The sequence below is a fragment of the Clostridium sp. FP1 genome, assembly GCF_011065975.2.
In the GTDB taxonomy this organism is placed as follows: Bacteria; Bacillota; Clostridia; order Clostridiales; family Clostridiaceae; genus Clostridium_AD; species Clostridium_AD tagluense.
Genome location: NZ_JAAMNJ020000001.1, coordinates 501,138 through 524,575, shown reverse-complemented (window position 1 = coordinate 524,575; position 23,438 = coordinate 501,138). Strand labels below are relative to the sequence as shown.

General features: G+C 30.8%; 31 protein-coding genes. 1 reads left to right on the top strand and 30 read right to left on the bottom strand.

Annotated features, from left to right (window positions below):
- Nucleotide 1: 1 nt before the first annotated feature.
- From G9F70_RS02735 to G9F70_RS02595, 29 genes are all read right to left on the bottom strand, one after another.
- Nucleotides 2-556 carry a putative phage tail protein gene (locus tag G9F70_RS02735; RefSeq protein WP_164946091.1) on the bottom strand — a complete coding sequence of 185 codons (555 nt, stop codon included), beginning with the start codon at nt 554-556 and terminating at the stop codon, nt 2-4.
- Nucleotides 556-1,620 (bottom strand): baseplate J/gp47 family protein, encoded by a 1,065-nt coding sequence (locus tag G9F70_RS02730; RefSeq protein ID WP_164946090.1) that lies wholly within the window; start codon nt 1,618-1,620, stop codon nt 556-558. Before G9F70_RS02730 ends, G9F70_RS02735 begins: the two co-directional genes overlap by 1 nt.
- A 17-nt stretch (nt 1,621-1,637) precedes the next feature.
- Nucleotides 1,638-2,096, bottom strand: coding sequence for a DUF2634 domain-containing protein (locus G9F70_RS02725; protein WP_164946089.1), 459 nt, complete (start codon nt 2,094-2,096; stop codon nt 1,638-1,640).
- Entirely contained in the window at nt 2,097-2,495 is a 399-nt protein-coding gene (locus G9F70_RS02720; RefSeq protein ID WP_164946088.1) for a DUF2577 family protein, read from the bottom strand.
- A gap of 10 nt (nt 2,496-2,505) precedes the next feature.
- The gene (locus G9F70_RS02715; RefSeq protein WP_164946087.1) at nt 2,506-3,552 is read right to left on the bottom strand and encodes a hypothetical protein; all 1,047 of its coding nucleotides are present in this window, start codon (nt 3,550-3,552) and stop codon (nt 2,506-2,508) included.
- Complete coding sequence (locus tag G9F70_RS02710; RefSeq protein WP_224617385.1) at nt 3,549-3,965, bottom strand: hypothetical protein; 417 nt, start codon at nt 3,963-3,965, stop codon at nt 3,549-3,551. The genes G9F70_RS02715 and G9F70_RS02710 overlap by 4 nt, the downstream gene beginning before the upstream one ends.
- Before the next feature lie 75 nt (nt 3,966-4,040).
- Nucleotides 4,041-5,939: a phage tail tape measure protein gene (locus G9F70_RS02705; RefSeq protein ID WP_164946085.1), complete on the bottom strand. Its 1,899-nt coding sequence runs from the start codon at nt 5,937-5,939 to the stop codon at nt 4,041-4,043.
- 13 nt (nt 5,940-5,952) lie between these two features.
- On the bottom strand, nt 5,953-6,117 hold the full coding sequence (locus tag G9F70_RS02700; protein ID WP_164946084.1) for a hypothetical protein: 165 nt from the start codon (nt 6,115-6,117) through the stop codon (nt 5,953-5,955).
- Nucleotides 6,118-6,353: 236 nt separating this feature from the next.
- Nucleotides 6,354-6,779 (bottom strand): hypothetical protein, encoded by a 426-nt coding sequence (locus tag G9F70_RS02695; protein ID WP_164946083.1) that lies wholly within the window; start codon nt 6,777-6,779, stop codon nt 6,354-6,356.
- Between the two features lie 84 nt (nt 6,780-6,863).
- Complete coding sequence (locus tag G9F70_RS02690; RefSeq protein ID WP_164946082.1) at nt 6,864-7,286, bottom strand: phage tail tube protein; 423 nt, start codon at nt 7,284-7,286, stop codon at nt 6,864-6,866.
- A 70-nt stretch (nt 7,287-7,356) separates the two neighbouring features.
- On the bottom strand, nt 7,357-8,436 hold the full coding sequence (locus G9F70_RS02685) for a phage tail sheath C-terminal domain-containing protein (protein ID WP_164946081.1): 1,080 nt from the start codon (nt 8,434-8,436) through the stop codon (nt 7,357-7,359).
- A gap of 19 nt (nt 8,437-8,455) precedes the next feature.
- Nucleotides 8,456-8,935 carry a DUF6838 family protein gene (locus G9F70_RS02680; protein WP_164946080.1) on the bottom strand — a complete coding sequence of 160 codons (480 nt, stop codon included), beginning with the start codon at nt 8,933-8,935 and terminating at the stop codon, nt 8,456-8,458.
- A gap of 3 nt (nt 8,936-8,938) precedes the next feature.
- Complete coding sequence (locus G9F70_RS02675) at nt 8,939-9,379, bottom strand: HK97 gp10 family phage protein (protein ID WP_164946079.1); 441 nt, start codon at nt 9,377-9,379, stop codon at nt 8,939-8,941.
- Nucleotides 9,380-9,390: 11 nt separating this feature from the next.
- On the bottom strand, nt 9,391-9,732 hold the full coding sequence (locus G9F70_RS02670) for a phage head closure protein (RefSeq protein ID WP_164946078.1): 342 nt from the start codon (nt 9,730-9,732) through the stop codon (nt 9,391-9,393).
- The gene (locus G9F70_RS02665; RefSeq protein ID WP_164946077.1) at nt 9,729-10,022 is read right to left on the bottom strand and encodes a head-tail connector protein; all 294 of its coding nucleotides are present in this window, start codon (nt 10,020-10,022) and stop codon (nt 9,729-9,731) included. Before G9F70_RS02665 ends, G9F70_RS02670 begins: the two co-directional genes overlap by 4 nt.
- A gap of 10 nt (nt 10,023-10,032) precedes the next feature.
- Complete coding sequence (locus G9F70_RS02660; RefSeq protein WP_224617384.1) at nt 10,033-10,299, bottom strand: hypothetical protein; 267 nt, start codon at nt 10,297-10,299, stop codon at nt 10,033-10,035.
- Nucleotides 10,300-10,321: 22 nt separating this feature from the next.
- Nucleotides 10,322-11,470 (bottom strand): phage major capsid protein, encoded by a 1,149-nt coding sequence (locus tag G9F70_RS02655; RefSeq protein ID WP_164946075.1) that lies wholly within the window; start codon nt 11,468-11,470, stop codon nt 10,322-10,324.
- Between the two features lie 19 nt (nt 11,471-11,489).
- Nucleotides 11,490-12,236, bottom strand: a complete 747-nt coding sequence (locus tag G9F70_RS02650) for a head maturation protease, ClpP-related (protein WP_164946074.1) — start codon at nt 12,234-12,236, stop codon at nt 11,490-11,492.
- Nucleotides 12,236-13,411: a phage portal protein gene (locus G9F70_RS02645; RefSeq protein WP_164946073.1), complete on the bottom strand. Its 1,176-nt coding sequence runs from the start codon at nt 13,409-13,411 to the stop codon at nt 12,236-12,238. The genes G9F70_RS02650 and G9F70_RS02645 overlap by 1 nt, the downstream gene beginning before the upstream one ends.
- 15 nt (nt 13,412-13,426) lie before the next feature.
- Nucleotides 13,427-15,118: a terminase large subunit gene (locus G9F70_RS02640; protein WP_164946072.1), complete on the bottom strand. Its 1,692-nt coding sequence runs from the start codon at nt 15,116-15,118 to the stop codon at nt 13,427-13,429.
- Nucleotides 15,118-15,657, bottom strand: a complete 540-nt coding sequence (locus tag G9F70_RS02635; RefSeq protein ID WP_164946071.1) for a terminase — start codon at nt 15,655-15,657, stop codon at nt 15,118-15,120. The genes G9F70_RS02640 and G9F70_RS02635 overlap by 1 nt, the downstream gene beginning before the upstream one ends.
- A 137-nt stretch (nt 15,658-15,794) precedes the next feature.
- Nucleotides 15,795-16,154, bottom strand: a complete 360-nt coding sequence (locus G9F70_RS02630; protein WP_164946070.1) for an HNH endonuclease — start codon at nt 16,152-16,154, stop codon at nt 15,795-15,797.
- A 354-nt stretch (nt 16,155-16,508) separates the two neighbouring features.
- Nucleotides 16,509-16,727 carry a hypothetical protein gene (locus G9F70_RS02625; RefSeq protein WP_164946069.1) on the bottom strand — a complete coding sequence of 73 codons (219 nt, stop codon included), beginning with the start codon at nt 16,725-16,727 and terminating at the stop codon, nt 16,509-16,511.
- 557 nt (nt 16,728-17,284) lie between these two features.
- A complete protein-coding gene (locus tag G9F70_RS02620; protein ID WP_164946068.1) occupies nt 17,285-17,743 on the bottom strand; it encodes a hypothetical protein in 459 nt (152 codons plus the stop codon).
- Nucleotides 17,744-18,545: 802 nt separating this feature from the next.
- Nucleotides 18,546-19,052 (bottom strand): hypothetical protein, encoded by a 507-nt coding sequence (locus tag G9F70_RS02615; RefSeq protein WP_164946067.1) that lies wholly within the window; start codon nt 19,050-19,052, stop codon nt 18,546-18,548.
- Nucleotides 19,053-19,073: 21 nt separating this feature from the next.
- A complete protein-coding gene (locus G9F70_RS02610) occupies nt 19,074-19,226 on the bottom strand; it encodes a hypothetical protein (protein ID WP_164946066.1) in 153 nt (50 codons plus the stop codon).
- Nucleotides 19,227-19,236: 10 nt separating this feature from the next.
- On the bottom strand, nt 19,237-19,452 hold the full coding sequence (locus tag G9F70_RS02605; RefSeq protein ID WP_164946065.1) for a hypothetical protein: 216 nt from the start codon (nt 19,450-19,452) through the stop codon (nt 19,237-19,239).
- Between the two features lie 13 nt (nt 19,453-19,465).
- Entirely contained in the window at nt 19,466-19,669 is a 204-nt protein-coding gene (locus tag G9F70_RS02600) for a hypothetical protein (protein ID WP_164946064.1), read from the bottom strand.
- A 395-nt stretch (nt 19,670-20,064) separates the two neighbouring features.
- The gene (locus tag G9F70_RS02595; RefSeq protein WP_164946063.1) at nt 20,065-20,229 is read right to left on the bottom strand and encodes a hypothetical protein; all 165 of its coding nucleotides are present in this window, start codon (nt 20,227-20,229) and stop codon (nt 20,065-20,067) included.
- A gap of 368 nt (nt 20,230-20,597) precedes the next feature.
- On the opposite strand from G9F70_RS02595, the gene G9F70_RS02590 reads away from it, so the two are divergent.
- Nucleotides 20,598-20,963: a hypothetical protein gene (locus G9F70_RS02590; RefSeq protein ID WP_164946062.1), complete on the top strand. Its 366-nt coding sequence runs from the start codon at nt 20,598-20,600 to the stop codon at nt 20,961-20,963.
- A 105-nt stretch (nt 20,964-21,068) separates the two neighbouring features.
- Here G9F70_RS02590 and G9F70_RS02585 read toward each other — a convergent pair whose 3' ends face one another.
- Complete coding sequence (locus G9F70_RS02585) at nt 21,069-23,420, bottom strand: phage/plasmid primase, P4 family (protein ID WP_164946061.1); 2,352 nt, start codon at nt 23,418-23,420, stop codon at nt 21,069-21,071.
- Nucleotides 23,421-23,438 lie beyond the last annotated feature (18 nt).

Here is a 23,438-nt window from a genome sequence, read left to right as displayed (position 1 = left end):
CTTAATTCGTAACTTTTACTTCTAGTAAATCCCATGTTAAATTCTTTGATTCTAAACCATTCCAGTTAAAGTTCCAACTCTCAAATAAGTCCCAATAAAGATATATAAAAATATATGAAAATGGCAAATGAGCAGGTTTAATATCGTCTACTAATTCCAAAAGTCCTTGTAAATCAGTTGGAACTCCACCAACATCTATAAATCTTAATTGTATCTTTCCATTTATAAAGTCAACTGCTACATGTCCACCTTTCCAACTCTTACATACTGCCTTAATAGATGCTAAATCACATTTACTGTCCGATTTCCACTTGGCTTCAATATAACTTCTTCTATCTTCTATTGAATTTAATGGGTTAGTTTTTATTCCTAATACCCTTTCATAGTAGGGCAGAAATTCTAAAGAAATAGTCTTGAAATTGTATTGTTTTTCTAGTTCGACCATGGCACTTTTTATTGTATCTAATTCAATTCCACCACTTTTAAATATTTCTAACAACCATAAATCATCTCTAAATATTTCATGCATATTTTGGATTAAATTATCTTTTTGCATTATATTATTGTCACCCCACCTACTATTCCAACCTCTTCTGTTCCTATAGATATGTTAGCAATTCCAGTATTAACTTTTAGGTTTGTAAAATCCTGTACTCCCTCGGTAGCTAATATTATGCTAGATATTTTTGCATAGCTTACATAATCTTGTTTAAAAGCTATTTCCTGTAGATATGATATTATATTTAATTTTATATTGTTTTTAATATTTTCTAATGTATAATTTTGTACTTCTTGTATATCTACTTCTATATTAATTAATTTTGAAGTAGCAGAAACCACCGTACAATATGCTCCTATGGGTGCTTCGCCTTCTCCTATTCCAGTTGTATTAGGGTCTATATAATCCTGTACCTTTTTAATTATATCTGTACTAGCAACCTGTTTATTAGAGTCTATAATTATTACTTTTACAGTATTAGCACCGTTCCATAGTGGAATAACTTTAGCATCTCCTACACCTACTATTTTTCTTGCCCATAATATATAATGAAATTTATTTCCAGAAGTAGCAGGTATTCTTAAAGCTTCATAGTATCGTTCTCTTAAAAGCTTATCTGTTTCTTCAGCAAATCCATCAAAACTCGAATTAACATTATTACAACTTATAATACCTGCAATTGTTACTGGAAATTGAGTTATACTTCCACTGCCTACATTCCCACTACTTCCTGCTATTAATGCTTCTACACTTATTGTACCTACATCAATTATTGTTAAGTTTTGTAATGACTTAAATTGTATACCATTAACAGTTGCAAATAAGTCTCCAATGGCTATATTTCCATTACCTGTAATAGTTAAAATAGCTTTTGAAAATGTAGCAATTTTTCTATCAATACCTTTTCTTTGGGTACAATATTGTGTTAAATCATCTCCAACTAACTTGTCCACATCTAATTTATTAAATAAAGTTTGCAACCCCAACCAAATGTTATTACTCTCCATTGCAAAACTTTTAATAATATCAGCGGTCGCATTACCTTCTGTTTTTTCATATTCATCAGAAATATTTGATAACATTTCTTGATTAATATTATCTACCGTTTTAGCTTCATACATATATTTCACCTCACCTTCTATAAATTTTGATTAATATTTATGATAGAATTGTCTTTTAAAATAACTGTGAACTCTACTGTCAAAGTTCTTTTTATTTGACTGATTTTAAAATCCTGAACTTTATCTATGCATCTATGTTTTAAAAGTGCATCTTTTATTTCTAATTTTAATTCTGTTTCTATAACAATATTTAACTTTTGACCTATAAGGTCTTCTACATTACAATAAAAATCTGTATTATTATAAACATTAACTTTATCTTTATAGGTTAATAAAATTAAATCAATCCATTGTTTTATTTGCTCAACATTTTCAACTTTTATATTCTTTCCATCTATTATTATGAATTTTTTCTCTGTAAAATCAAACTTTAAGGCTTTTCCTAATGGTGTTATTGTAGTTTCCTCAGTAACATTATCAAAATCTTCTAAAATTGCTTCTTCTTCTATATCTATAAATGGTAAAATACTATCCATTTATATCGCCTCAACTTTATCTACAATAAAAAAAGTTTGTCCTGAAACGTCTGAAATAACAAGCACCTTATCATCAATTTTTAAAATTTCTTTATAGGTTATAACTGCATTGTAGTCGTTTTTAAGAGGTACATTTATGCCAATACTACTATCCCCTCTACTATCTATTGCAGTTGCTCCTATTGTATATCCATCTATCTTTAATGTAGCTTTTCTTTCTGTTTTTTCTTTCATACTATTACATATAAAACTATTGCTATTATCTAAGATTACTTCATTACCTAAAATTCCAATCTTTAATGGTGCTATAGATAATACCGTTCCCACTAAATTACCCATAGGTTTTATATTATTTCTTTGTTTAATAGCTTTTGCAATATCTACTGCATAATTACCCATTTTATACCTCCTACCACTCTAAGGTTAATGAACATTTTTGTTGATTGTTAATCAAACTATTTGAACAACTTTTTATATTATACCAACCATTCAAACCCATAGATTTTATATTTACTCCTACTGACCTATTTGCTCTTATCTCTTCTCCACCATCTATTATTATTAAATTTATAGTTGTATCTTTAAATATTTTATTATTAGCTTTTAAAAAATTATTTGCTATATTTTTAGCTTTACTTTCATCTTTTTGCTCTACACTTATAACCTCTTGAAAACTTCCATAACTTTTAATATTTTTAGAATCTAATGCAGTAGCTAAAATTTTATTATTTTTTTCATCACTGGAAACTACTATTACCTTATTTTTCATATTTTCTATACTTGAATTTACAGTTAAATCATCACTTATTAGAAATGTAGGAAAAAGTTTATATTCTATTTGTTTCCTAATATATAAAATATCTCCTATCATTTCCTTTATAAATTTTATACCTAATTCATGTTCTGCTTGTTCCAAAATATCCTCTATGATTGCACTAATTGTCATGTCTTTATAAATCTTACTTATCAATGTGGTTATTTTAGTTTTAACAACTCTTTTTGCTACTTTAGTTTTTCCACTTTTTAGTTTAATAGTTTTATCTACCTTAGTTTTTACGGTAACTTTCTTAGCTTCTTGTACTGTGTAATCTATTTTCACTACATCACACTTAACCCCAAATTTTGAACACAATTGTTCTATTGCATCAGATGCATTTATTTTATTAAATTGAATAATTGTCTCATTTTTGTTGATATACCATGCGTAGTCAAAACAAACATAACTAAAATAAGTTTTGTTCTTGATTTTTTTAACGACAACACCATTAAATGTAGGTCGATTATTGATTTTAAATTTAACGTGAGTATTACCTTCCGTTAAATCAAATAAACTTGTAAAACTTAGCTCCACGCCTAATGTATCTTTATCACTTCCCCAAGAAATAGAGTTGCTACGTGGTAAAGCATCAATCCATTTACCTCCACCTGCTAGTATACTCAATTCATATTTGCTCATTTTATCACCCTATACTCTTTAAATTCGCCTTGAAAAATTACATCTAAATTCCTATCGAAATGGTGTTCAAATTTTTCTACAGAAACTACAATATTCCCATATCCCTCATTTTCGAACCCATCACTACCTTTGCTATTATTATCTTTAAAAATAAATTTAACAGGGAATTTTTCAACCATGCTAGTCATAAGCAAATTTACTATATTTTGTGTATTATTATAATCACATTTGTTGAAATTATATTCATGCAAGGGTAACATAAACCCCATGCTAAAACTCTTTAACCCAACTCCATTTAAGATATTAAAATCTCCATTATTAAATGTTGAAAATTCTTCATTTTTTGATTGTAAATTCATTGTTGGAAATTCTTCAGGTAAAGTTGGAAATTGCCACACTTGTTTTCTATCCATTGTGTATAAATAAATATCTGCTATTATAACCACCATCCTTTTTTATAAAAATAAGAGTGATTATAAAACCACTCTTTACATGTTTGAATATGCTAATCGTACTTTTCCAACTATGTGATTACCTAAATATTCAGCATATTCTTCATTTCCTATTACATTTCCTTGTACTATTACCTGTACAGTTAGTCCACCTTTTCCACCTAAAATCTTATCCGTTTTGTCGGCAGGAATAACCTTTGCTCCTGAAGGTAAATCAACTAATTCTCCACCTCTGCGGTCATTTATTATTGTTGCTCCACCATAACTGTATTGTGTTCCTAGTGCTTTCTTAGGGAATCTATTCATTGATGTATATTTATCTAATGTAGCTGGCTTTGATATAGTTTTTTTTGCCTGTTCTGCATTAGCTCGTGCATCATAACTCCTACTTGCAGAATCTCCTTTTGGTTTTGCAAGAGGATTATAATCTTCCATTCTATACTTTTCAACCATATTTATTTTAATTCCTGGCAATTTATTAATAAGGTCTATCATTCTATTTACGTCTTCTATAAATGCGTTTGCTATACCCCTAAAAATATTCTTTACAAATGTTCCTACATTATCAAATGCTTTGCTTAACATAAAACATAAATCATTTGCTTTGTCTTTAACAGTGTCCCAATTTTTCCATAGTAGAACTCCAATTGCTATTAAAGAACCAATAGCTAAAATTGCTAAACCAACACCTGAAAGTGCCATTGCACCATTTGTAATTACTATCATTGCTTCTAGTCCTTTAAAAGCAAGTTCTAATGCTAATACCGCTTTAGTTGCTACATAAAAACTAGCAAATACTATTACAAAATTTTCTATAGTAGATTTATTATTAATCATAAAATCCATAACTTTTTTAAGAGAATCATAAATTTCAAGTATAGTTTTTCCTATATTATCAACCCAACCTTCAATTTTACCCTCATTTTCTTCTAGCCACTTGCCCATTTTATCTGCTACTTGTCCTAGTGCACCTGACTGCGTATCTACTATAGAAGTACAAGTATTTTTAAATCTGTTTTTAAATTTATCTAGTTTTGAACCTATCGTATTTTCCATAATTTCAAATGCCTTATCTGTTAATCCTGTACTATTTTTCATGCCATCCATACCACCCTTGAGGTCTTTTAATCCACCTCCTGCTAATACCAATGCACCTGATAATGCTCTAACATTTCCAAATAAGCCACTCATTTTCTCTGTACTTCCACCAGTTTTCTTTTTAATTTCTTCCATGAAGCCGACAAAACCTTTTGATTTTAAACCTGCTACACTAAAATTTAATCCTAAACTCTTTGCCATATCAGACGCTTCTTTAGAAGGTGAAATAATACTTGTCATAACCCCCTTCATGGCAGTCACAGCCTCATCTGTTTTTATTCCATTTTTTGTAAGTCCTACCATACCTGCTAATAATTCATCAATAGATAATCCCGTAGATTTAGCAATAGGTGTTAAACTTCCCATACTTTCTGCTAATTCTGCTACTGTAGTTACTCCCAAATTTTGGGTAACTAGCATTTTATCTGATATACTTTGCATTGCTTTTTGTCCCGATAATCCGTAAACATTCATTGTTGCAGTTAGAATTTTTAAAGCACTATTTGCATCTGTAAATCCTGCTTTTCCTAGCTTAGAAGAAGTCATAGAAGCTTCTAAAGAATCTTTAGCACTAACGCCCGATGAAATAGCGTTATACTGAGTATCTCCGAGTTCTTGTACTTTAACACCTGTTTTATTAGAAGCCTTTAATAGTCCTTTTTTTATATCTTTCTTTTCTAAGTCTCCTTGTGCTATAGATTTAACTTTTGCACTTGCTTCATCTAGTTCTTTTAAACCATCTATTCCAATTTTTAAAATAATACCTGCTCCGCCAATTGCACCTAATGCTAAAAATTTAGCAGAAGTTTTAACAATTTTATCACCTAGACTTGTCATACTTTTACCTATTTTATATGATTGTCATACTTTTACCTATTTTATTAACCATATTAGAACTTTGTTTAGATGCTCTTTGCATTTCTGCACTCATATTTCCTACATTCTTAGATACTTTAGTTAATCCACCACTCATTTTATCTTGTAATGTTAAAATAGTTGCGATTGTTTTACTCATTTTTTCACCTCACTTGCATATAAAATAAAAAAGAGAGAATTACTTCCCTCCAAACATTGCCTTTATTTTCTTTTCATCATATTTAACTTCATTTTCAATCTGAAAATTCATACTTTCTATAAAAAATAATCTTTCAATTTCTGTTAGATTTAATAAATATTCTAATTTATGACCTTTTTGGAGGTAATAAGATATGTAGTATAATTCTCCTACATAATTTTTCTTATTACCTCTTATTAGTTTTTTACTTCTTCTTCTGTTTCTGTGTCTCCAAATGCATCAGAAATTTCATTTGCAAGGTCTATTGTTTTATTTACACCAAAGACTTTTGTAACAACGTCATAACCATCAATGACATCTAATGATGCTTGTAATTCTGGATTTTTTAAAAATGCACATGAATGGAAAACTAACTCTCTGCTTGATTCTAGCATTAGATTAAAATTCATTTCTGTAACTTTTCTTTTTCCGTCTGCCCCTTCTTCTCCTTGAACTGCTTTACTATTTTTGCTCATATAAGTTAATATCTGATTTTCTGAAGGTCTAGTAAAAGTAACCATTCCCATTCCTTCTATTTCTATTTCTATAACCATTTTTCTATTATTATATTTATCGGTTGCTTTTTTTATAAAATCCTCTAATGTTAATTTACTTGTATTCATATTTATATTTATACCATCCTTTTTTATATTATTTTTATTTGTTTATTTTAATAAGAAAAAGCACCCATAAGATGCTTCGATAAATTATTCTATAAAATCTAAATACGCAAAGTTATTTGCAGTAAATGGAAACTCTTGTTCCATATTGCCTTGTGATTCTAAATCGAATAAATTTAGTTCTGAAATATCTACTCCCGTTAGTGCTACTCTTTCTACTAAACCATCTGCTCTAGCCATTTTTGCTATAATTTTTGTATCTAAATCTATACCAGTTTTTATAGAATTTGCTACTTTTTTAGTTATCTTAGAGTTTATTTTTCTTACAGTAAAACTACCTTCTACCTTATAACCTTTTCCCTTTTTATATGTTGTTTTATCTCCCACAAATGTTATATCATCATTTTCTTTAGTTGTTTTTGCACTTGCTTTACTTAATTCCCATACTGGTTCGCCATCAAACCACATTTCTGCATCGTTTGAACTTAATACTAAATTACCTTTATTCATTAAATAATCACCTATCCTTTTATATTATCTTATTGATTAAAAATGAGTAGAATTTATCTACTCTTTACTCTTATTGCATATTTATTATAAATTTTAAATCTGTTATAGATTGAAGCATCTTAACATTTGCTATTAAAAATAATTGTCTTTTAAATGCATTATTCTTAACTTTAGCGTCAGACCAATCTACCACTTTTGGGTCTACTGTTATCCATGCTTTCCTTTGTGTATCTATATCTACATCTGCTTTATTGTCATAATTTTTATCTAGTATATTAGCATCTTCTAACAATTTAAAGTATGTATTTATAGCACTTATAAAAATTGCTTGATTATCGTAAATGTTTTTATATCTGCCAATCCAAGTTTTAAATTCTTTCGTAATATCATCTAACATTAAATTTTGTATTTCTATTGTTTCAATAAATTGGAAATCTTCTGTCAAACCTTCTCCAAGAGTTGTTAAACTATTTATCCCTAATGCAATTTTAACTACATCTTCATCATTTATTAATACTGTTTTACCTAATTTCAATTCTGCATCTACATCAATAGGCATAGTAACACTTTTTAAGTTAGACATAGCTAAATATGTAGTGCCTTTCTCGACATTTGCTCCTGCACAAAATCCAAGCAACGAGGGAATATATTTATCTCCTGTTATTTCTCCTCTGCTATCTGTAACTATTACTTTTTCATTTTGTATAACATGAACATTTGTACTATTTGGTGCTGATGTTGGTTTAAATACTATGGACATAAATGTTTTCTTTTTAGTTTTCATTGCTTTAGTCCATGTAGCAAGAGCTTCATAGTCAGCAGGAAGTCCATCCGCAAATCCTATCCACCCAGTATTAAGCGGCTCTGCAAATAATAACCCATTTGTAAATGTATCAGTAATATCTATTCTTATGACAGTAGTTTTAAATGCTCCACCTTGCAGAGTATCTTTAATATATTGTAAATTTGTTTCAGTGTATAATAATTTATCTACCTCTAGTTCTGTTATCGTTTTATAAACTTTTTGTGCAAACGTCTTGTCTGTGTCATCTTTAATAATAAGAATTACATTTCCTCGTGCACTTCTTTGTATAAAACTAAATGCTCTTTGTTTGAATGAAACATCTATATTTGGTTTTTGTATTGTCATTAAATAATCACCTATCCTTCTATATTATTTTATTGTTATATATCAATTCATCTGCAAATTCTGTATTATCTATAATGGCTTGAACAAAATCTATTTCTTCTAAGCTATATAGTTCTAAATTCACAGTTAAATACCCATTTTTCTTGTCTACATCAAATTCAACTTCTACTGATGGAAAATAAAAATCCTCTGTAATCTTAATCTCTTTCAAAAATAGATTTTCCAAAATATCTTGTATTTTTAAAAGCTCAAATTTTGAGTTGTCCCTGGTTTTGGCAAAATAAAAAAGCCTAATATTTAAATTACGCTCCTTCAGGCTATAGTTAAATCTATTTGTTTTATTATTATCAAAATCTAGGTATAAACTAGGGCGAATTATGTCTTCTTCAATGCTCATACTGCTAAACTCTACATCCTTAAACTCTGTATCTGACAATGCTAACGTGATGTTATCTACTATTGCTCTATTAATATCTATAAGAGTTACAATTTTGACCACCTCCTATAAGCCATGATTATTTAGCATATCATCTATAAACTTTTGAATATCATCATAATGTGTGGGCTCAAATTCTCGTTGTGCCTTATCTATAAATTTGTATCCTTTTATAAAACTTTCAACTCCGTCGTGATGGCGACCACCTTTTAATATATAGCCTTGGTCTATTAAATGAGCTAAAGGGTGTCCATTGTATGCTCTACAACTTAAATTACCATTGTATTTATACACCTTTCCACTTTTGCTCCTTGCAATTATATCTTTCATTACAAAGCCCTGTTGCCCGATATTTAAAGAGGTAATGTCTTTCTTTTGAACTTTGCTTAATTTTGTTGCACTTTTTTTAAGAAACTTCTTTGATTCCTTTGGGAGATTATCATTTGCTAAACGTAATAAATCTTTTTCAAAATCATCTAATTCATGTGTATCAAATCCATCTGCCATTACTTAATCACCTACTCCGTAATCTGTTCTGTAAAAATTTCTAGTTTTTCATCTTCAAAATAAGGGTTTAAAATAAACTTAATATCAAATCTCTTCCCTCTAAATATTATAAAGTCACTTTCTTTTATATCCTTACCAGATCCATATCTTACTATTATCTTGTGCGTAGTATTGGCTAATACAGTTTCGGCTTGTGTCTTTTGTAATGAACCAGTCTGTGGCACGATTGATGCCCATATTGTTTTTATCTTAGCTTCTTTATAGTCTATTTCATTTAGTTCATTTTTAAATTTTAATTTACCCCATATATCTATTCTCTTATTTAAATCTGACGCTTTAAGCTTATTACTCATAGCATTACCGATTTAAGACTCATTTTATAAGCTTCTAGCTGCATATATAAACTTGTTAACCCTACATTTTCTTTTCCAGGAGCTCCGCGGTCCTCATAAAAATTAGTGATAATTATTTTTTGTGCTAATTTATAAAGTTCAGCAGCCGCTTCATCATCCACAGTATCTTCTTGGGCAAGTCCAGTTCCTAGTTTAATTATAGATTTTGAAACAAGAAGCAAAGAGGACAAAGTTTTATCTTCATCCTCCCCATCTACCCTGAGCCATTCTTTCAGTTCATTTAATTCCATAACTTTTCACCTACGCTTGTGTAGCTAGAATTGCTTCTACTAATTTAATTTTTGTCATGGTTAAGTAATCCACTATTGTTTTTGCATCTGCTATATTTTTAAGCTCTATCATTGTTAATCCTTCAAGATAAGCTTGCAGATACGTCTGTTTTCCCAATATAGAATCTATCAATGTAACTTTTAACACATTTGAAGCATATACGATTGCCAAATAATCAGATAAAGCTTTTAATTGTGTCACTGTAAATACTTCCAATTCTGTTTTACTGTAAGGCAACCCCTCTTGTATTAGGGGCTCACTAGGGTGTTACTTTTGCTATTCTAAATGCTGACTTTAATTTTATTTGGTGATCAATCCATGCTGTTAATACAAAGCATTCGATACCTGTTTTTATGTCTTTATCTCTCTCGTAAGGCATATCTCCATCATAATTAAAGTGAGAGTAAGCAAAGTTACCGACTATAGGATTAACTGCACTATCACAGAAAATTGCTGACTTTCCAAGTATTTGTTCAGGTTGTGCGGAATATAAAGTAGCGTTCCCATTTGCCAAAACCTCAACAATATCCATATAATCAACATATCTCATAACAATCTTAGCATTTTCTCTGTAGTCTTCATGTAAATCAGCTACAGCTGCTTTAATCGCTTTATACAAAGTAGTTGCAGTAACAGTTTTAATCAATGTAGAAGCATCACTTGCTACAGCATAAAAAGACATATGTTCTTCTCCGACTTTTGGTTTAGTAGCAAACGCTATTTTTTTCTCTTTAGCAGCTAGTCCACCTTCTAAAGCTAACTGAACGGTATTTACCAAATTTGCATTTGAACCTCTGATTATTGTTTCAGAGACTGGAGCAAACACTTTAAATTTCTTTCTTATGAACTGGATTACATCACCATCAACCTTAAGCTCTTTAGCGGTTGCAGCATCAGCAATAAAATCATCATCATCTAGTGTAAATGTAACCTTTGGAACTTCTAAGTTTGTCTCATTTGTAAAAGTTGATATGTCTCTTAATGGATTTTTTACAAATGGCTCTGTTAAAAGCTCATTAGACATTGTTTTAGGCAATAGTTTTTCTCCACCAGTGGCATTGTCATCCCCCAATACTGCTTTAACTTCCATGCTCACTGGCTTGTTTGCCATCGTTGCTCTTATAAGCTCAGCTTTAGCATTTATGACTTTAGCTTTTGGATCAATACCTAAGACTCTATCTTTATTTTGAGCATCTAATCTTTCTTTATCAGCCTTGTCCAAATCATCCATTTGAGCTTTTAATCCGTCGAATCTGTCTTCCAAGTCCTTTACTGTGTCTTTTTGTTCGGTTCTAGCCTTAATATCTGTTTTTGCATCTGCATACATCTCCGTAAGCTTCGTACTAGATGTTTTTAATTCGTCCGCTACACCCTCAAGCATTTGTTGTAATTTATATCTATTTTTCATTTTACATTCCTCCACTAATTTATTTGAATTTATTATTTATTCTTTTAATAAGGACCTCAATCTCATCATCTTTTATATTTTCTGCCGACTTATCTTCTAAATTTAAGCCTGTTATAGGTTTATTATCAAAAGAAAAAGCCTTAGGAACATTTTTATAGTTCTTTAAGACTTTATCATCATATTTAGCCGATATTTGTTTTTCTTCTAATATCTCGTCGCACAGTCCATAATCGAAGCACTCTTGTGCAGTCAACCACGTATCTCCACTATTTAGCATAGCATCTAGTATTACTTCATCAAGTTTACCGTTAGACTTATCCAGATAAGCTTGTTTCATCGAAATATCAACTTTTCTTAAAAGTTCAATTCCTTTTTCAAGGTCATCAGCATTACCGTAACAGCCTAACGACGATTTATGTATCATCATCATTGCATTTCCCGGCATGCCAACATATTTTCCACTCATAGCAATTACAGATGAAATGCTTGCAGCTAGAGCATCTACAAATACATTCACTTGACAATTTCTAGCTTTTCTTTTTAACATATTATAAATTGCATTACCTTCAAATACGTCTCCACCAGGACTATTAATATAGATATTCAGTGTTTCTATTCCTCCAAGTGCATCTAATTCTGCTTTGAAACTTTGAGCTGAATGTGCGCAATATCCGCCTCCCCAAGATGCTATTTCTATATACAGGAATAAATCAGCCTCATTTGTAGCTTTAGCGTTAAATTCCCAGTATTTCTTACCTTTTTCCACTATTTCTCACCTCCTTTCAACAATAAATCAATCTTATCAATAGGTATCATATCTCTGGATACATAGAAAACATCTCCTCCTGGCATTGGCGGCATATCCTCTAAAGATCTAATATCATTGGCACAAAACCATGATGATCTTATACCCTTAAAATAAAAATTACCCCTGGTGTTCATATCACCACGAGCAAATCCATTTAATGATAATTTTACTTGCAACCCTTTGTCTCTTTCACCTTCAGTCAAACACTTTTTACAAAATTCTTGTTCATACATACGAACCGATGGCAATATTGTGTCCTTTATATACTCCAAATCACTTTGTTCGGCGCTAGAATAGCTATCTTTGCCACTTATAAGTTTGCCAAGCGGAATATTGTAAACTCTCGCTACTCTTGCTACTGTTATTTCTTCAACTTCAAAAACCTTAGGGTCTATGAAAGAAGAATTTTTAAGTTCCTGGAACTCCTTTCCCTGATCCACAAATAACACACCATTTTTTTTAAACCTTTGTAGCATTTCTTCGTAGAGCTTCAGTCCAGGTTCGTCCAATTTAGTTTGAAGTTTAATTACAAGGTTGGCCTTTAATCCATTTTGCATTTGATTCAATGAAAATTCTTTTATCTCTCTGTCATAACTAATAGTATCTTTGAGCACAGATAAAGGATTTATAGCTGTATATCCATCACTACTTATATGATTTACTGCAATTATATGTGAACTATGAACATATCTGTTTAAATTATCACACCTGATTTTGTAATACAATTCCTTTGTGTCAATATCTATTATGGGTTCTATGCAGTCACTATCTAAAACCCAAATAGCAGATATAGAATTATACATTCCATATTCCTTAATAGCATAAGCAGCTCCTTTGGTATTTCTTAGTGTTTCCATGCATCTAATAAACTGAAACATTGTCATATAAGAGTTAGGCCCATATTCAAACAATCTTGCTAATTGATGTTCGGAGGGTTTAATTTTTTTAGATTCTTCTCTTAAAGATATTGGACAACTAGCTAAGCCATTACTAAGCATTGTTATAGCCGCGAATATAGTTTCATTTGTTGCTAAATCTTTATTTACAAAAGAAAACTGTCTAGACCCACCATTCACAACTACAGAATTAGGAGTATTGAAAAAGAATTTTTTTAATGAACTTATTAATCCCAAGTTTTCACCTCCCTTCTAAATATTCGGACTATAGAACACATCCTCATGGACAATTGATGTAATTATCCCTCTAAAATGCGCATTAATTAATGATGCTATAGGGTCAATTCTCTCTGTACTTTTACTTTTATCAAGCATTATATTTTCATTTGGGTCTGTTTTTGTTACTGCATTTCCTATGGCCCAAGTCAGTACTGGATTTTTTTCATGAATCACCTTGCCACTATATGCCAATGCTCTAAAGTTCTTAGTAGGTTCTCCAAGACTGAGCATACCCTGAGGAACATCAATAGGAATAAATCCCTTTTTTTCTAATTCCTGTACAAGCCAACATGCCAATGCTCTATCAAAGCAAACTTCACCCTTGGTCCATTTATACTTTGCATAAATATCTTCCATATATTTTAATATATAAGCATAATCAACTACTGCTCCTGGGGTCTTAGTTATCCATCCCTGTTCTACCCATAAACCATATGGCACTTTATCAGTTTGAATCTTTTGTGTCAACGTATCCTCTGCTAAAAACGAATGGCTCATTACAGCTTTTCTACCATCTGGCAATTCAACTTCAAAACTTACGCTAGTTAAATCTATAACCGCAGATAAATCTAGGCCCCCAATTACTTTTAAGCCTGTAACATCCGGGAATGGATTTTCTTTACTTATGCTGCACTTGGACCACTTACTCATGTCCATGTAACCATTAGCTTTTTGCTGAAGCCATATATTAAGATTCTTAGTTTTAAAGTCTGGCATTTTTTCAGGTATGTCTTTTGCTATTTTATAATCTTCTCTCATAGAGGTAATGCCAACATCATAAGTCATGACTACAGGGTTGGCCTTTTTCCAGTTTTCCTCATTTGATATTTCATCTTTTTCATCAAGCTCACATATTAGAACAAAATAAGTTTCATTATCCATATCAATATAAGGATCTATTATATTACTACAATATTTATATTCTTGAGTAAAACATGGATAGCTTAAATCTTTTCCAGCCGTAGTAATAATCATAAGTAACGGTTCTGGCCTTGCCTTCATTCCTGTAACCATTACTGAATACATTTCATCTGTTGGGTGTTGATGATATTCATCTATACACGCAAATTGAGGGTTACTACCATCCCCATCTTTACCTTCTTCTTTAGATACTGGAACTAATTCACTATCACTTCTTACATGTTGTATGGAATCTCTTGATATCTTGAATTTACATTTAAGAGGGCTATTTTTAAGCATCAAGTTAGCTTCTTTAAAAACTATCCTACTTTGTTTCATTTTAGTTCCAAGACAAAAACCCTCTGAGGCATTAACCCCAAAGGCTGATATTTCATATAGTGCTACCCCTGCCATCATTTGTGATTTGGTGTTTTTCCTAGCAACCTCTATAAATGCTTTTCTAAATCTTCTATACCCTGTTTTAATATGGTACCATCCGTAGATATTACATAGACAAAGTTTTTGCCATGTATTTAAAATTATAGGTTGCTTCTCTAGTACACCTTTACTATGTCTCAATAGCGCAAACCAATCAACTATCTTTTGTGCCTCATCTTCTAGCCACTCATAAGGAAATTTTCCTGTATTCTGATTTTCAACATCTCTTAGAAACCTTTGGCAAGCGTAAATTTCTTTCTTGCAAGCAATTCTTTTGCCTGTAATTCTGTCATTACAATACTCTGTAAGTTCTTCCAATATGGACATTATATATTACCAAACCTATCCTTTATTTTATCTACTTTTACAGGTTCCTGTTTAGGTATATTTTTAATTTTTGCCAAAGGGTTCAAGAACAATCTGTCTTCCATCTTAATCAACATATCCATTTTCTTATTAATTGCAGATTCTAAGCTTAAATCTGCGTTTAATTTAAGCAGAATTTCTATATTTAGTTGAAATTCTTCTGGAAAACTATCTTTATATTGTGACCAATCTGCTCTTAAACTTCCTATTCTATTTCTAGTTTCACACAAATTCAGATACTCAGAGTGTGTCATACAATACCTGGCAAGCAATCCCATATCACCTGACGATACAAAATCAACTTCTTTATATATTTTAATTATCTCTTTCCATTTCGCATAAGCATTTACAGTGCTTTTAATATAATTTGGACATACTAACTTGGTGCTTCCAAGTTTAATTTCAGACTGTTTTCTTTTTTCGATTTGTTCTTTAGTCAATCTATTTGGATTGCCTTCTGCTATATGTAGGCCTATTGGTTTTGCATTTCTCCCAGACATTTTTTACAACTCCTTTCCTGAAAGTCTCATAAAACGAAAATCGTGTGAGGAAAAGCAGCATACGGTGTTAGCCATGATATAATCCTATCCCAAAGGGGAGGGGGTACGCCAAAATGCGACCTAATATCATGCAGTATTTACTTACTCTTATGAGGTATTTTCTTATGGCAACTATCACATAATGATACAAGGTTACCTAATACTAACCTAAGCAACCAATCAACCCTTACTTCTACTATGTGATGCACCATGTCCGCTGCTATTACTTGACCCTCTCTTAAACAGTGCTGACATACTCCATAGTCTCTAGCCAATGCTTGTCTCCTTAGCTTCTTCCATCCAACTGAGTTATAGAATGATACATACTTATTGTCTCTACTGTTATCATATCTTTTGCTGACTTCGTTTTTGCTTAGCTCATGCTCCTCGCAATATCCACTTACATTTCTAGTTAACGTGATGCACTTCTTACATTGCTTTAATGGTCTTAGTGGCATGACCCTCACCTTCTTTATCTCATTGTTTTATAGATAGTTCTCTTCCTGTTCCACTCTCTTTTCATACCAATCATTGACTTCTACAACCTCATATATCTTTTAGATACTTTGAATATAATTCTTTTAATCTGCTAATAATAAAAACATAATAATCTAGGAGTGATACTATGAAAAACTTTTTGGATTTAACGTATGAAATTTTACAGATAATTTCACTAATAGTTAACATTTTAAAAAGCTTAATAAAAAAAAACTTATGGTTTAACTTTAAGAAAAAGTATTTAACTCTAAGAAAACAAAATAATATCACACTTCGGATAAAGAGTAGGAAAGCACATCTTACTCTTTATATTTTTACCTTTTCTGATGCACTCTACCATTACATCTTTTATAACTATGCTCATTCATACATTCCTTTATATTGTCAGTAGCCTTCTGCCTCACAATACGTTTATTGCCACAGTAAGCACATGCTAGATATCTAACCTTGCTCATGCTCTCTATCTCTTCTGTGATCAATACCAATTGCTTACCACAACCTTTACAGGTATAACTTGTATACATACCTAACATGCCCTCACTCCTTACTTAGTTTTATATTCATGCATGAAAAAAGAGCCTATATAAAAGCCCTTAATTTCACTTCTCAATATGTATTAGAATAATATTCCTTAATTTCCTTTATGTCACCATTGTATTACATTTTATCATTATGTATAATTGAAATTACCAACACAAGGTGGTGATGAAATGAAATTATCTTTAAGGATAGGTAAGTTGAAGTTTACAATAACAATAAGCTTTAACCGGTAGATCCTGCACTCATTAGAGTGCACCTTAAAGAGACTATCATAATACAAAATTTATCACCAATTCGGACTAAGAGTAGGGCGATTAACTCCCTACTCTTTCTATTTATAATCTAAAATGTAATTCAGACCTTATTATTCTTAGAAACAGAAAATCACCAGCAATTCAGTTAAGAACTTCCAGTGCTTTCTTTTATTATTATTTATTTTATTATTAAAAGTTTGCTACAATACTTTTTAATCTGTTAGATCAATAATTACATTTTTGTTTCTAGTTATTGATTTTAAATTTACAACTCCAATTACAGGTTTTTAATTAATCTATTCCTCTTTACTAATAAATCTAATTTCCACTGCATAAGTACCTTCTTGAATTATTTCTTCATTCTTAATACTAGTTATAACCTCGATATATAGTTTACAGATTTTATAATGATTAGTTTTACTAACAACAAAGCGACCCATAATAATATATAAAACAAAGTACAGTACTAATTTAATAAGACCACTATTTTCAAATGCAACTGAAGTAATTGGTACAATAAATATAAACACTAATGACGCCATAGCTATTTTATCAACATCATTTATACAATCTTTTAGCTTATACTCAAATAAACATCTTTCCTTGATGTTCATTCTAAAATAATCAAAAGCCATTGAATTAACCACTTTTTCCATATTGTTATTCTTACTGACTTTATATTTATTTAAATCTCTAAATTGCATTTGATCTCCATGCCATATAAAATAAAAAATCTTTTTTATTAAGCTAACCATACTACTTTTACCACCCTTCTTTCCCTAATATTCTACAAAAGGAGGTAAAACCCTTTAATCAAACTTCTTATACTCCCCCACCCTTTACGCCAACCGCTCTGCTTATTCCCTACCCTTGCACTTCTTATCTTCCGTTAGCTTCTTTAGCCTTTGTTGCTTCTTAGTTAACTCTTCTTCTTTTAACTTTATCTCTTTATACATTACATCTAACCACTCCTTACGTTATTTAATTATTAAAAATATAAATAGCACTAGAGATTTATCCAGTACTATAATTCTGTTTCTATCATTATTTCACTTTACTTTTAAATAAAACTATGTGCATAAACAAACCTAATTAAACATATAATAAGTACATATTAAAATTTGGAGGTACCTGACCATGCTTAAATGTGGTTGGGGAAAGAGATTCAGGATATTTTTCTTAGGCTTAACTAAAAATCTTAAAAAAGAAGATTGGTATAAGCTTGTAGATTTATTAATTAAGATAATAAATTTATTTAAATGCTTTATTAGGTGAAATTAGTAAACCATGAAGGAAAATAGGGAATCTCCTTCCCTAACCATTAACAATAAAACAATAATATAAAACGAATTATAAAAACTCTAGGTATAATAGATATCCCTAGAGTTTTTATTTGTGTCTAATGTTTTTTTCTAATATTATTGTTTAATTCTAGACATGAAAAAGCACCAGCAATTCAATTAAGAATTTACCGGTGCCTGCAATTACACTTTTTAATAGTATCATAGTACCACATTTGAATTATCATGTAAATATCATCTTTTTATCATGTTATTATCACAGTGCATCTATCCCGAATAAATATACTCCCAAGTCTTGCACCATCTCGTTTTTCCACCTTCTTGCAGTTATCTCAGAACAGTTAGATTCAACTGATATTTGATTGAATGGTACATTTTGTAAATAGTGTTTTTCTAGTACTTCATACTTATTCAGATGATTTTTTCTTATGCAATCTTCTTTAAGTGCCTTTAATGCTGCTTGAATATGAGAAACCATAATCATTGTCCTAAACTTACTTCTCCTTATTGTTAATATAAACAGTTTATCATTTGATTCTATACTTTCACAGGATCTTTCATCTTCTTCATCCAGCTCTATATAATCCAAATTATCAACTGCTTCCTCATAATGTCTACTAAGGCTATTATAATTACTTAAAAGCAATTTTGTATTATGAAGTACTTTAGTCTTTGCATCCTCACGTCTCTTTATATCAAACTCTTTAATAGCTTCTGTTACTGCTTTTTTTATTATTTCATCATAGTTTGCAGAATATCTCATGATTTATACTCCCCCTCTGTGCTAGTCCAATCTTTCAATAAGCTCTTGCACCTTTTTCTTTTCTGCTTCTAACTTAGCCTTAAGTGTCCATTTCTTTTGGTTAACAGCATCTCTTATATCTAAGTTGAGTTGGTCTATTCTACCCAGGTACATATCCTTAAAATCTATTTTCATAAAAGCCTCCTTATACTTTAAATCCATTTAGTAATTCATCTTTAGTGACTCCTTTAATTTGTCTTGCAATTTCATTAAGCTCTATGGTTATCTTTTGAAACTCAGGAATATAACTTTTTTCTATTGTCGCAAGTTTTATATTTTTATTATTTAAATACAGACAAGCTTTCTTTTCTCTTTGGAGAAGCGAATTATATTTTTCCTTTAGAATAGTTAGGTTGTCCATAATTGCCTCCTTGCTACTTATAACAAATAGTTTTATCAGAATATTTCGTGCTAACTTCTGCTATATTCCTTTTTAACCATTTCACTCTAATATTTTTATCAGTATCAGGTTTTACTTTATCAATAAAAATTTTTAATACTTTAGCAGTTTCTGTAATCATTATAATTTTACTTTCATCTGAATAATCTTTAGCAAAACTTATAGTTATATTTTTCATTGTATAGCCTTATTTTTGTACATTATTTCCATATGTCCTAGTTACCTCCTATTGGTGTAGTAAAAGTGTAGTAATTCGTGTAATGATTTTAAAAGAAGTTTGGCTCTATTACTAGGTTTAAGGGTAGTCCGTGTACAAAGTGTAGTAAATTTCCCTATTGTACACATAATACATGTGTACATATGTATATATATTACATATATTTTATACACTATCTATTTGTTTAAGAATTTACTACACTTACTACACGATTGAGTTATACCAATACTTTGAAGTGATTATTTTATACACAAAGCCTACACAAAGCCTACACAAAGCCTACACCATTTTAAAATTCCCTACACGGCTTTTTACTATTCGTATTATTAATTCAATTTATAACCATTTTAGTATTTTTAGCCCTTATTGATGTTATTCCCAATTACTTCCTCTAATAAATGTACAATTTGTCCTTTACTGAGTAAATTATAGTGAATAAATCGTTCTTCATATGTTGCATCTGCTAAATTTTTGTTAATCCAATGCCCTTTATTTTTTACTTTTATAAGAATTTGTTTCATATGTCCTCCTAAATATTAAAGTAGTTAATTCAGATTTTTTTGAAATCCGTCACTATTTTATTTTTGCTTTTCTTAACATTCTTGAATGATACCATTTCGCTAATCTTTCTAACATTTAAATTTGCTCCCTTCATCATATTTTCAAAATGTGTCTCATAAACTCAGCATTTTAAACAACATATTTAGAATGCGATTTTATACTTTTTACTTCTACCTTCTTATTAAATACGGCATAACTAATGAATAGTAGAATATTGACCCTAGCGTATGTATATTTTTTAATATTTATACAATATATTGCAATATTGTAACAAGTATGATATACTAATATTGTAATAAATAAAAAATATATACAAAGGAGTGTTATTATGAAAAAAATTCTTAAAATCCTGTGTCTTTCTCTATCATTAGTGTTTGTATTTGCTTTTGGCGGGAATCAAAAAGCATCTGCTTATGAAACACATTGCTCTGTTAATGGTCAATACCATAGACCTACAGGGACACTTAGAGATAATCATTTAGTTAAACTTATGCTTAACAAAAAGATTGTAAATGCTTACTTAAAAACATGTGCTTGCGGTGAACAAGTAATAGCAACTGATGCTGGTTGCTATTGTTATCCATCGGACAGTCAATTCTTGAATTATGGAATTCCTTATACCCCTGCTTCATTCTCATACTATCTCCCTAATCATACATATCCAGGAAATCCTTTATATTGGATAGGTATCTGATAACACAAATAAAGTTTCGAGTAATCGGAGCTTTATTTTATTAATAAAAGCATATTTTTTTAACTCAAGTTTAAAATTTGATACACAATATTCTCAGAACTCGACCTAATCCTTAACCCATGGATTATATTTATTGTCGCACTCAGTTATACCCACTTGATGCTCCTTATCCAGCAATCCAATGCCTTTCCAATATAGTCCATAATTACTCCTACCCTTTTCAAACTCTTTTTCAGCCATTTTTTTAGTAAATTTAATAGAAGACAATATATATTCTTTGTTTTCTTTACACCAAAACTCATAAGCTTTATACATATCTGGAACAGTTACCCTTACAGTTTCACTATTAGCGACTATACATATTTCTGCTATGAATCGCTGTATAGGATCACTATCAATCCTATATTCATCTACAGAGGCTTTAACTACATCTGGAATATGTTCACCCTCTTGTTGCCATTTCAGACATCCTTCTATTGCCCAATTCAGTATTCCGCTCATCTCAGGTATTAGCTTATTTTCAAAGAAATTTACATCTTTATCACCATCAACAAACTTATATTTAAAAGGAATTTTTCTAACTCTTCTCCAAATACCTTCATCGTCATTGTTTATCTTGGGCATATGATTAGTTGACATCCATAATTTGAAAGTGGGCTTAAGGTTAAAACTTGACTCATATAAATTTCTAACTTTTACAGTTTCGTCCGCTCCTGAGGTAAGGGATTTCAATAATCCTTCATCAAAGCTTTTGCTCCCTTTCATCTCATTAACATTTACAAACCTTTTGCCGATTAATCCTGCAATTTCTTCTCTAGTACCTTCATCACCCATCTTTTCCATTAAGCTTTTAGCATCAAGGCCATCCGCATATTCTCCCATGAACCTCATAATAGTTTTAATAAAAGTACCTTTACCATTTGCTCCGTTACCATGCAAAATATAAAAGCACTGTAAATTAGCATCACCCGTCATGGAATAACCTATCGATTTTTGAATGTAATTTATTAATTCTACATCACCTAAGAATATTTTATTGATAAACTCGGTCCAGTTTGGACATTTCATCTTAGGATTGTACTCAACATTTACAAGTTTTGTGCAAAAGTTTCTTCTATCATGCTTCCCTAATAATCCAGTTTTAAGATTTAAGGTACCATTTTTTATATTTAACAAGAAATTATCCTTATCAGTTTCGGTCACAATTAATCTACTTTGTGTCATGGATTGATTTACCATCGCTTTAATTTTTCCATCAGATTCACTTCTTAAGACATATTTTTTAATAGATTCTTTTAATTTCTCTTTTTTTGCTTCTTCCTCATAGGATAATCCTTCTAAGGATATTGCCTCGCCCTCTACTTGTAATTTCCGTATTACTTTCCTAGCTAGTCCTTCAATTTTACCTACAAAATCAAATTCCCAGTGCTTACTTGACCACAATAACCAACTCTTACGTACTGGATTATATCTAATGTTTTTACCGTATATGGCCATTAATCTTTCAGCGTTTCCTACATCAGAGAAATTAAGATTTATAAGGCTTTGGTCCTCCGCATCATCATATTCATAAAGAGATGTGTTATTAACAATTTCCATGAGCTCTTCTTTAGTGTGACCTTCATTTATCCAATCAGTAACGTCTTCTTTTTCCTGTAACTCTTGAATCTCAACTCTTTTTATATATTCAGCCACTCCAAACAGTTCTGCTGCAATGTTATCTGCATGTGCTCGTCCTGGATCATCATTGTCATTGAAGATAATAACCTTGGCACCTTTGAAGTATTGGTTATACTCTTTTCTCCACTTAGGTTTTTGAGTACTTATTGAAGCACCATCGAAATTACACGTTGCTACTAATCCCCATTTTCCAAGGTTATCAGCATCCTTTTCACCCTCCACTACATAAACATTTTTACCTTGCTTTATTGCATCTATAAGCTCAGGAAGGTTATACACAACGGGCTCACATGAAGGAAAATCTTTCATTACTGCTTTATCTCTTTTTTTCTTACTCCAGTTATCGCCACCTGAGAAAGTTTCACAGTATGTTCCGGCATCTAAGCCCCAAACAGTACTTCCATTTATCATTCTCTTTTGAGCAAAATGTTTTTTCTTTTGTTCGGTCGCTTCAAACCTTACTTTTTCAAATAGAATATTTCCTGAATCATCTTTGTATTGGTACACAATTTCACTTTTATTATTCGAATTATCCTTATCCTTATCCTTATCCTTTAATGGTTTATCGAAGAGATCAGATACTTCAAGTCCAGCTGCCTCTGCAACATCTCTAGTCTCACAGCCTGCATGACATTTAAAAATTGTAATCCCTTTAGCTCTATCATATTTAATACTAAGGCTAGCCTCTTTGTCAGGGTGTGCGGGGCACATGGCCTTACATATGTCCCCTTTATCTTCTTTTACTTTAAAATGAGCTTTAATAGATTTATAGTCCATGCTTCACACCTCAACTCT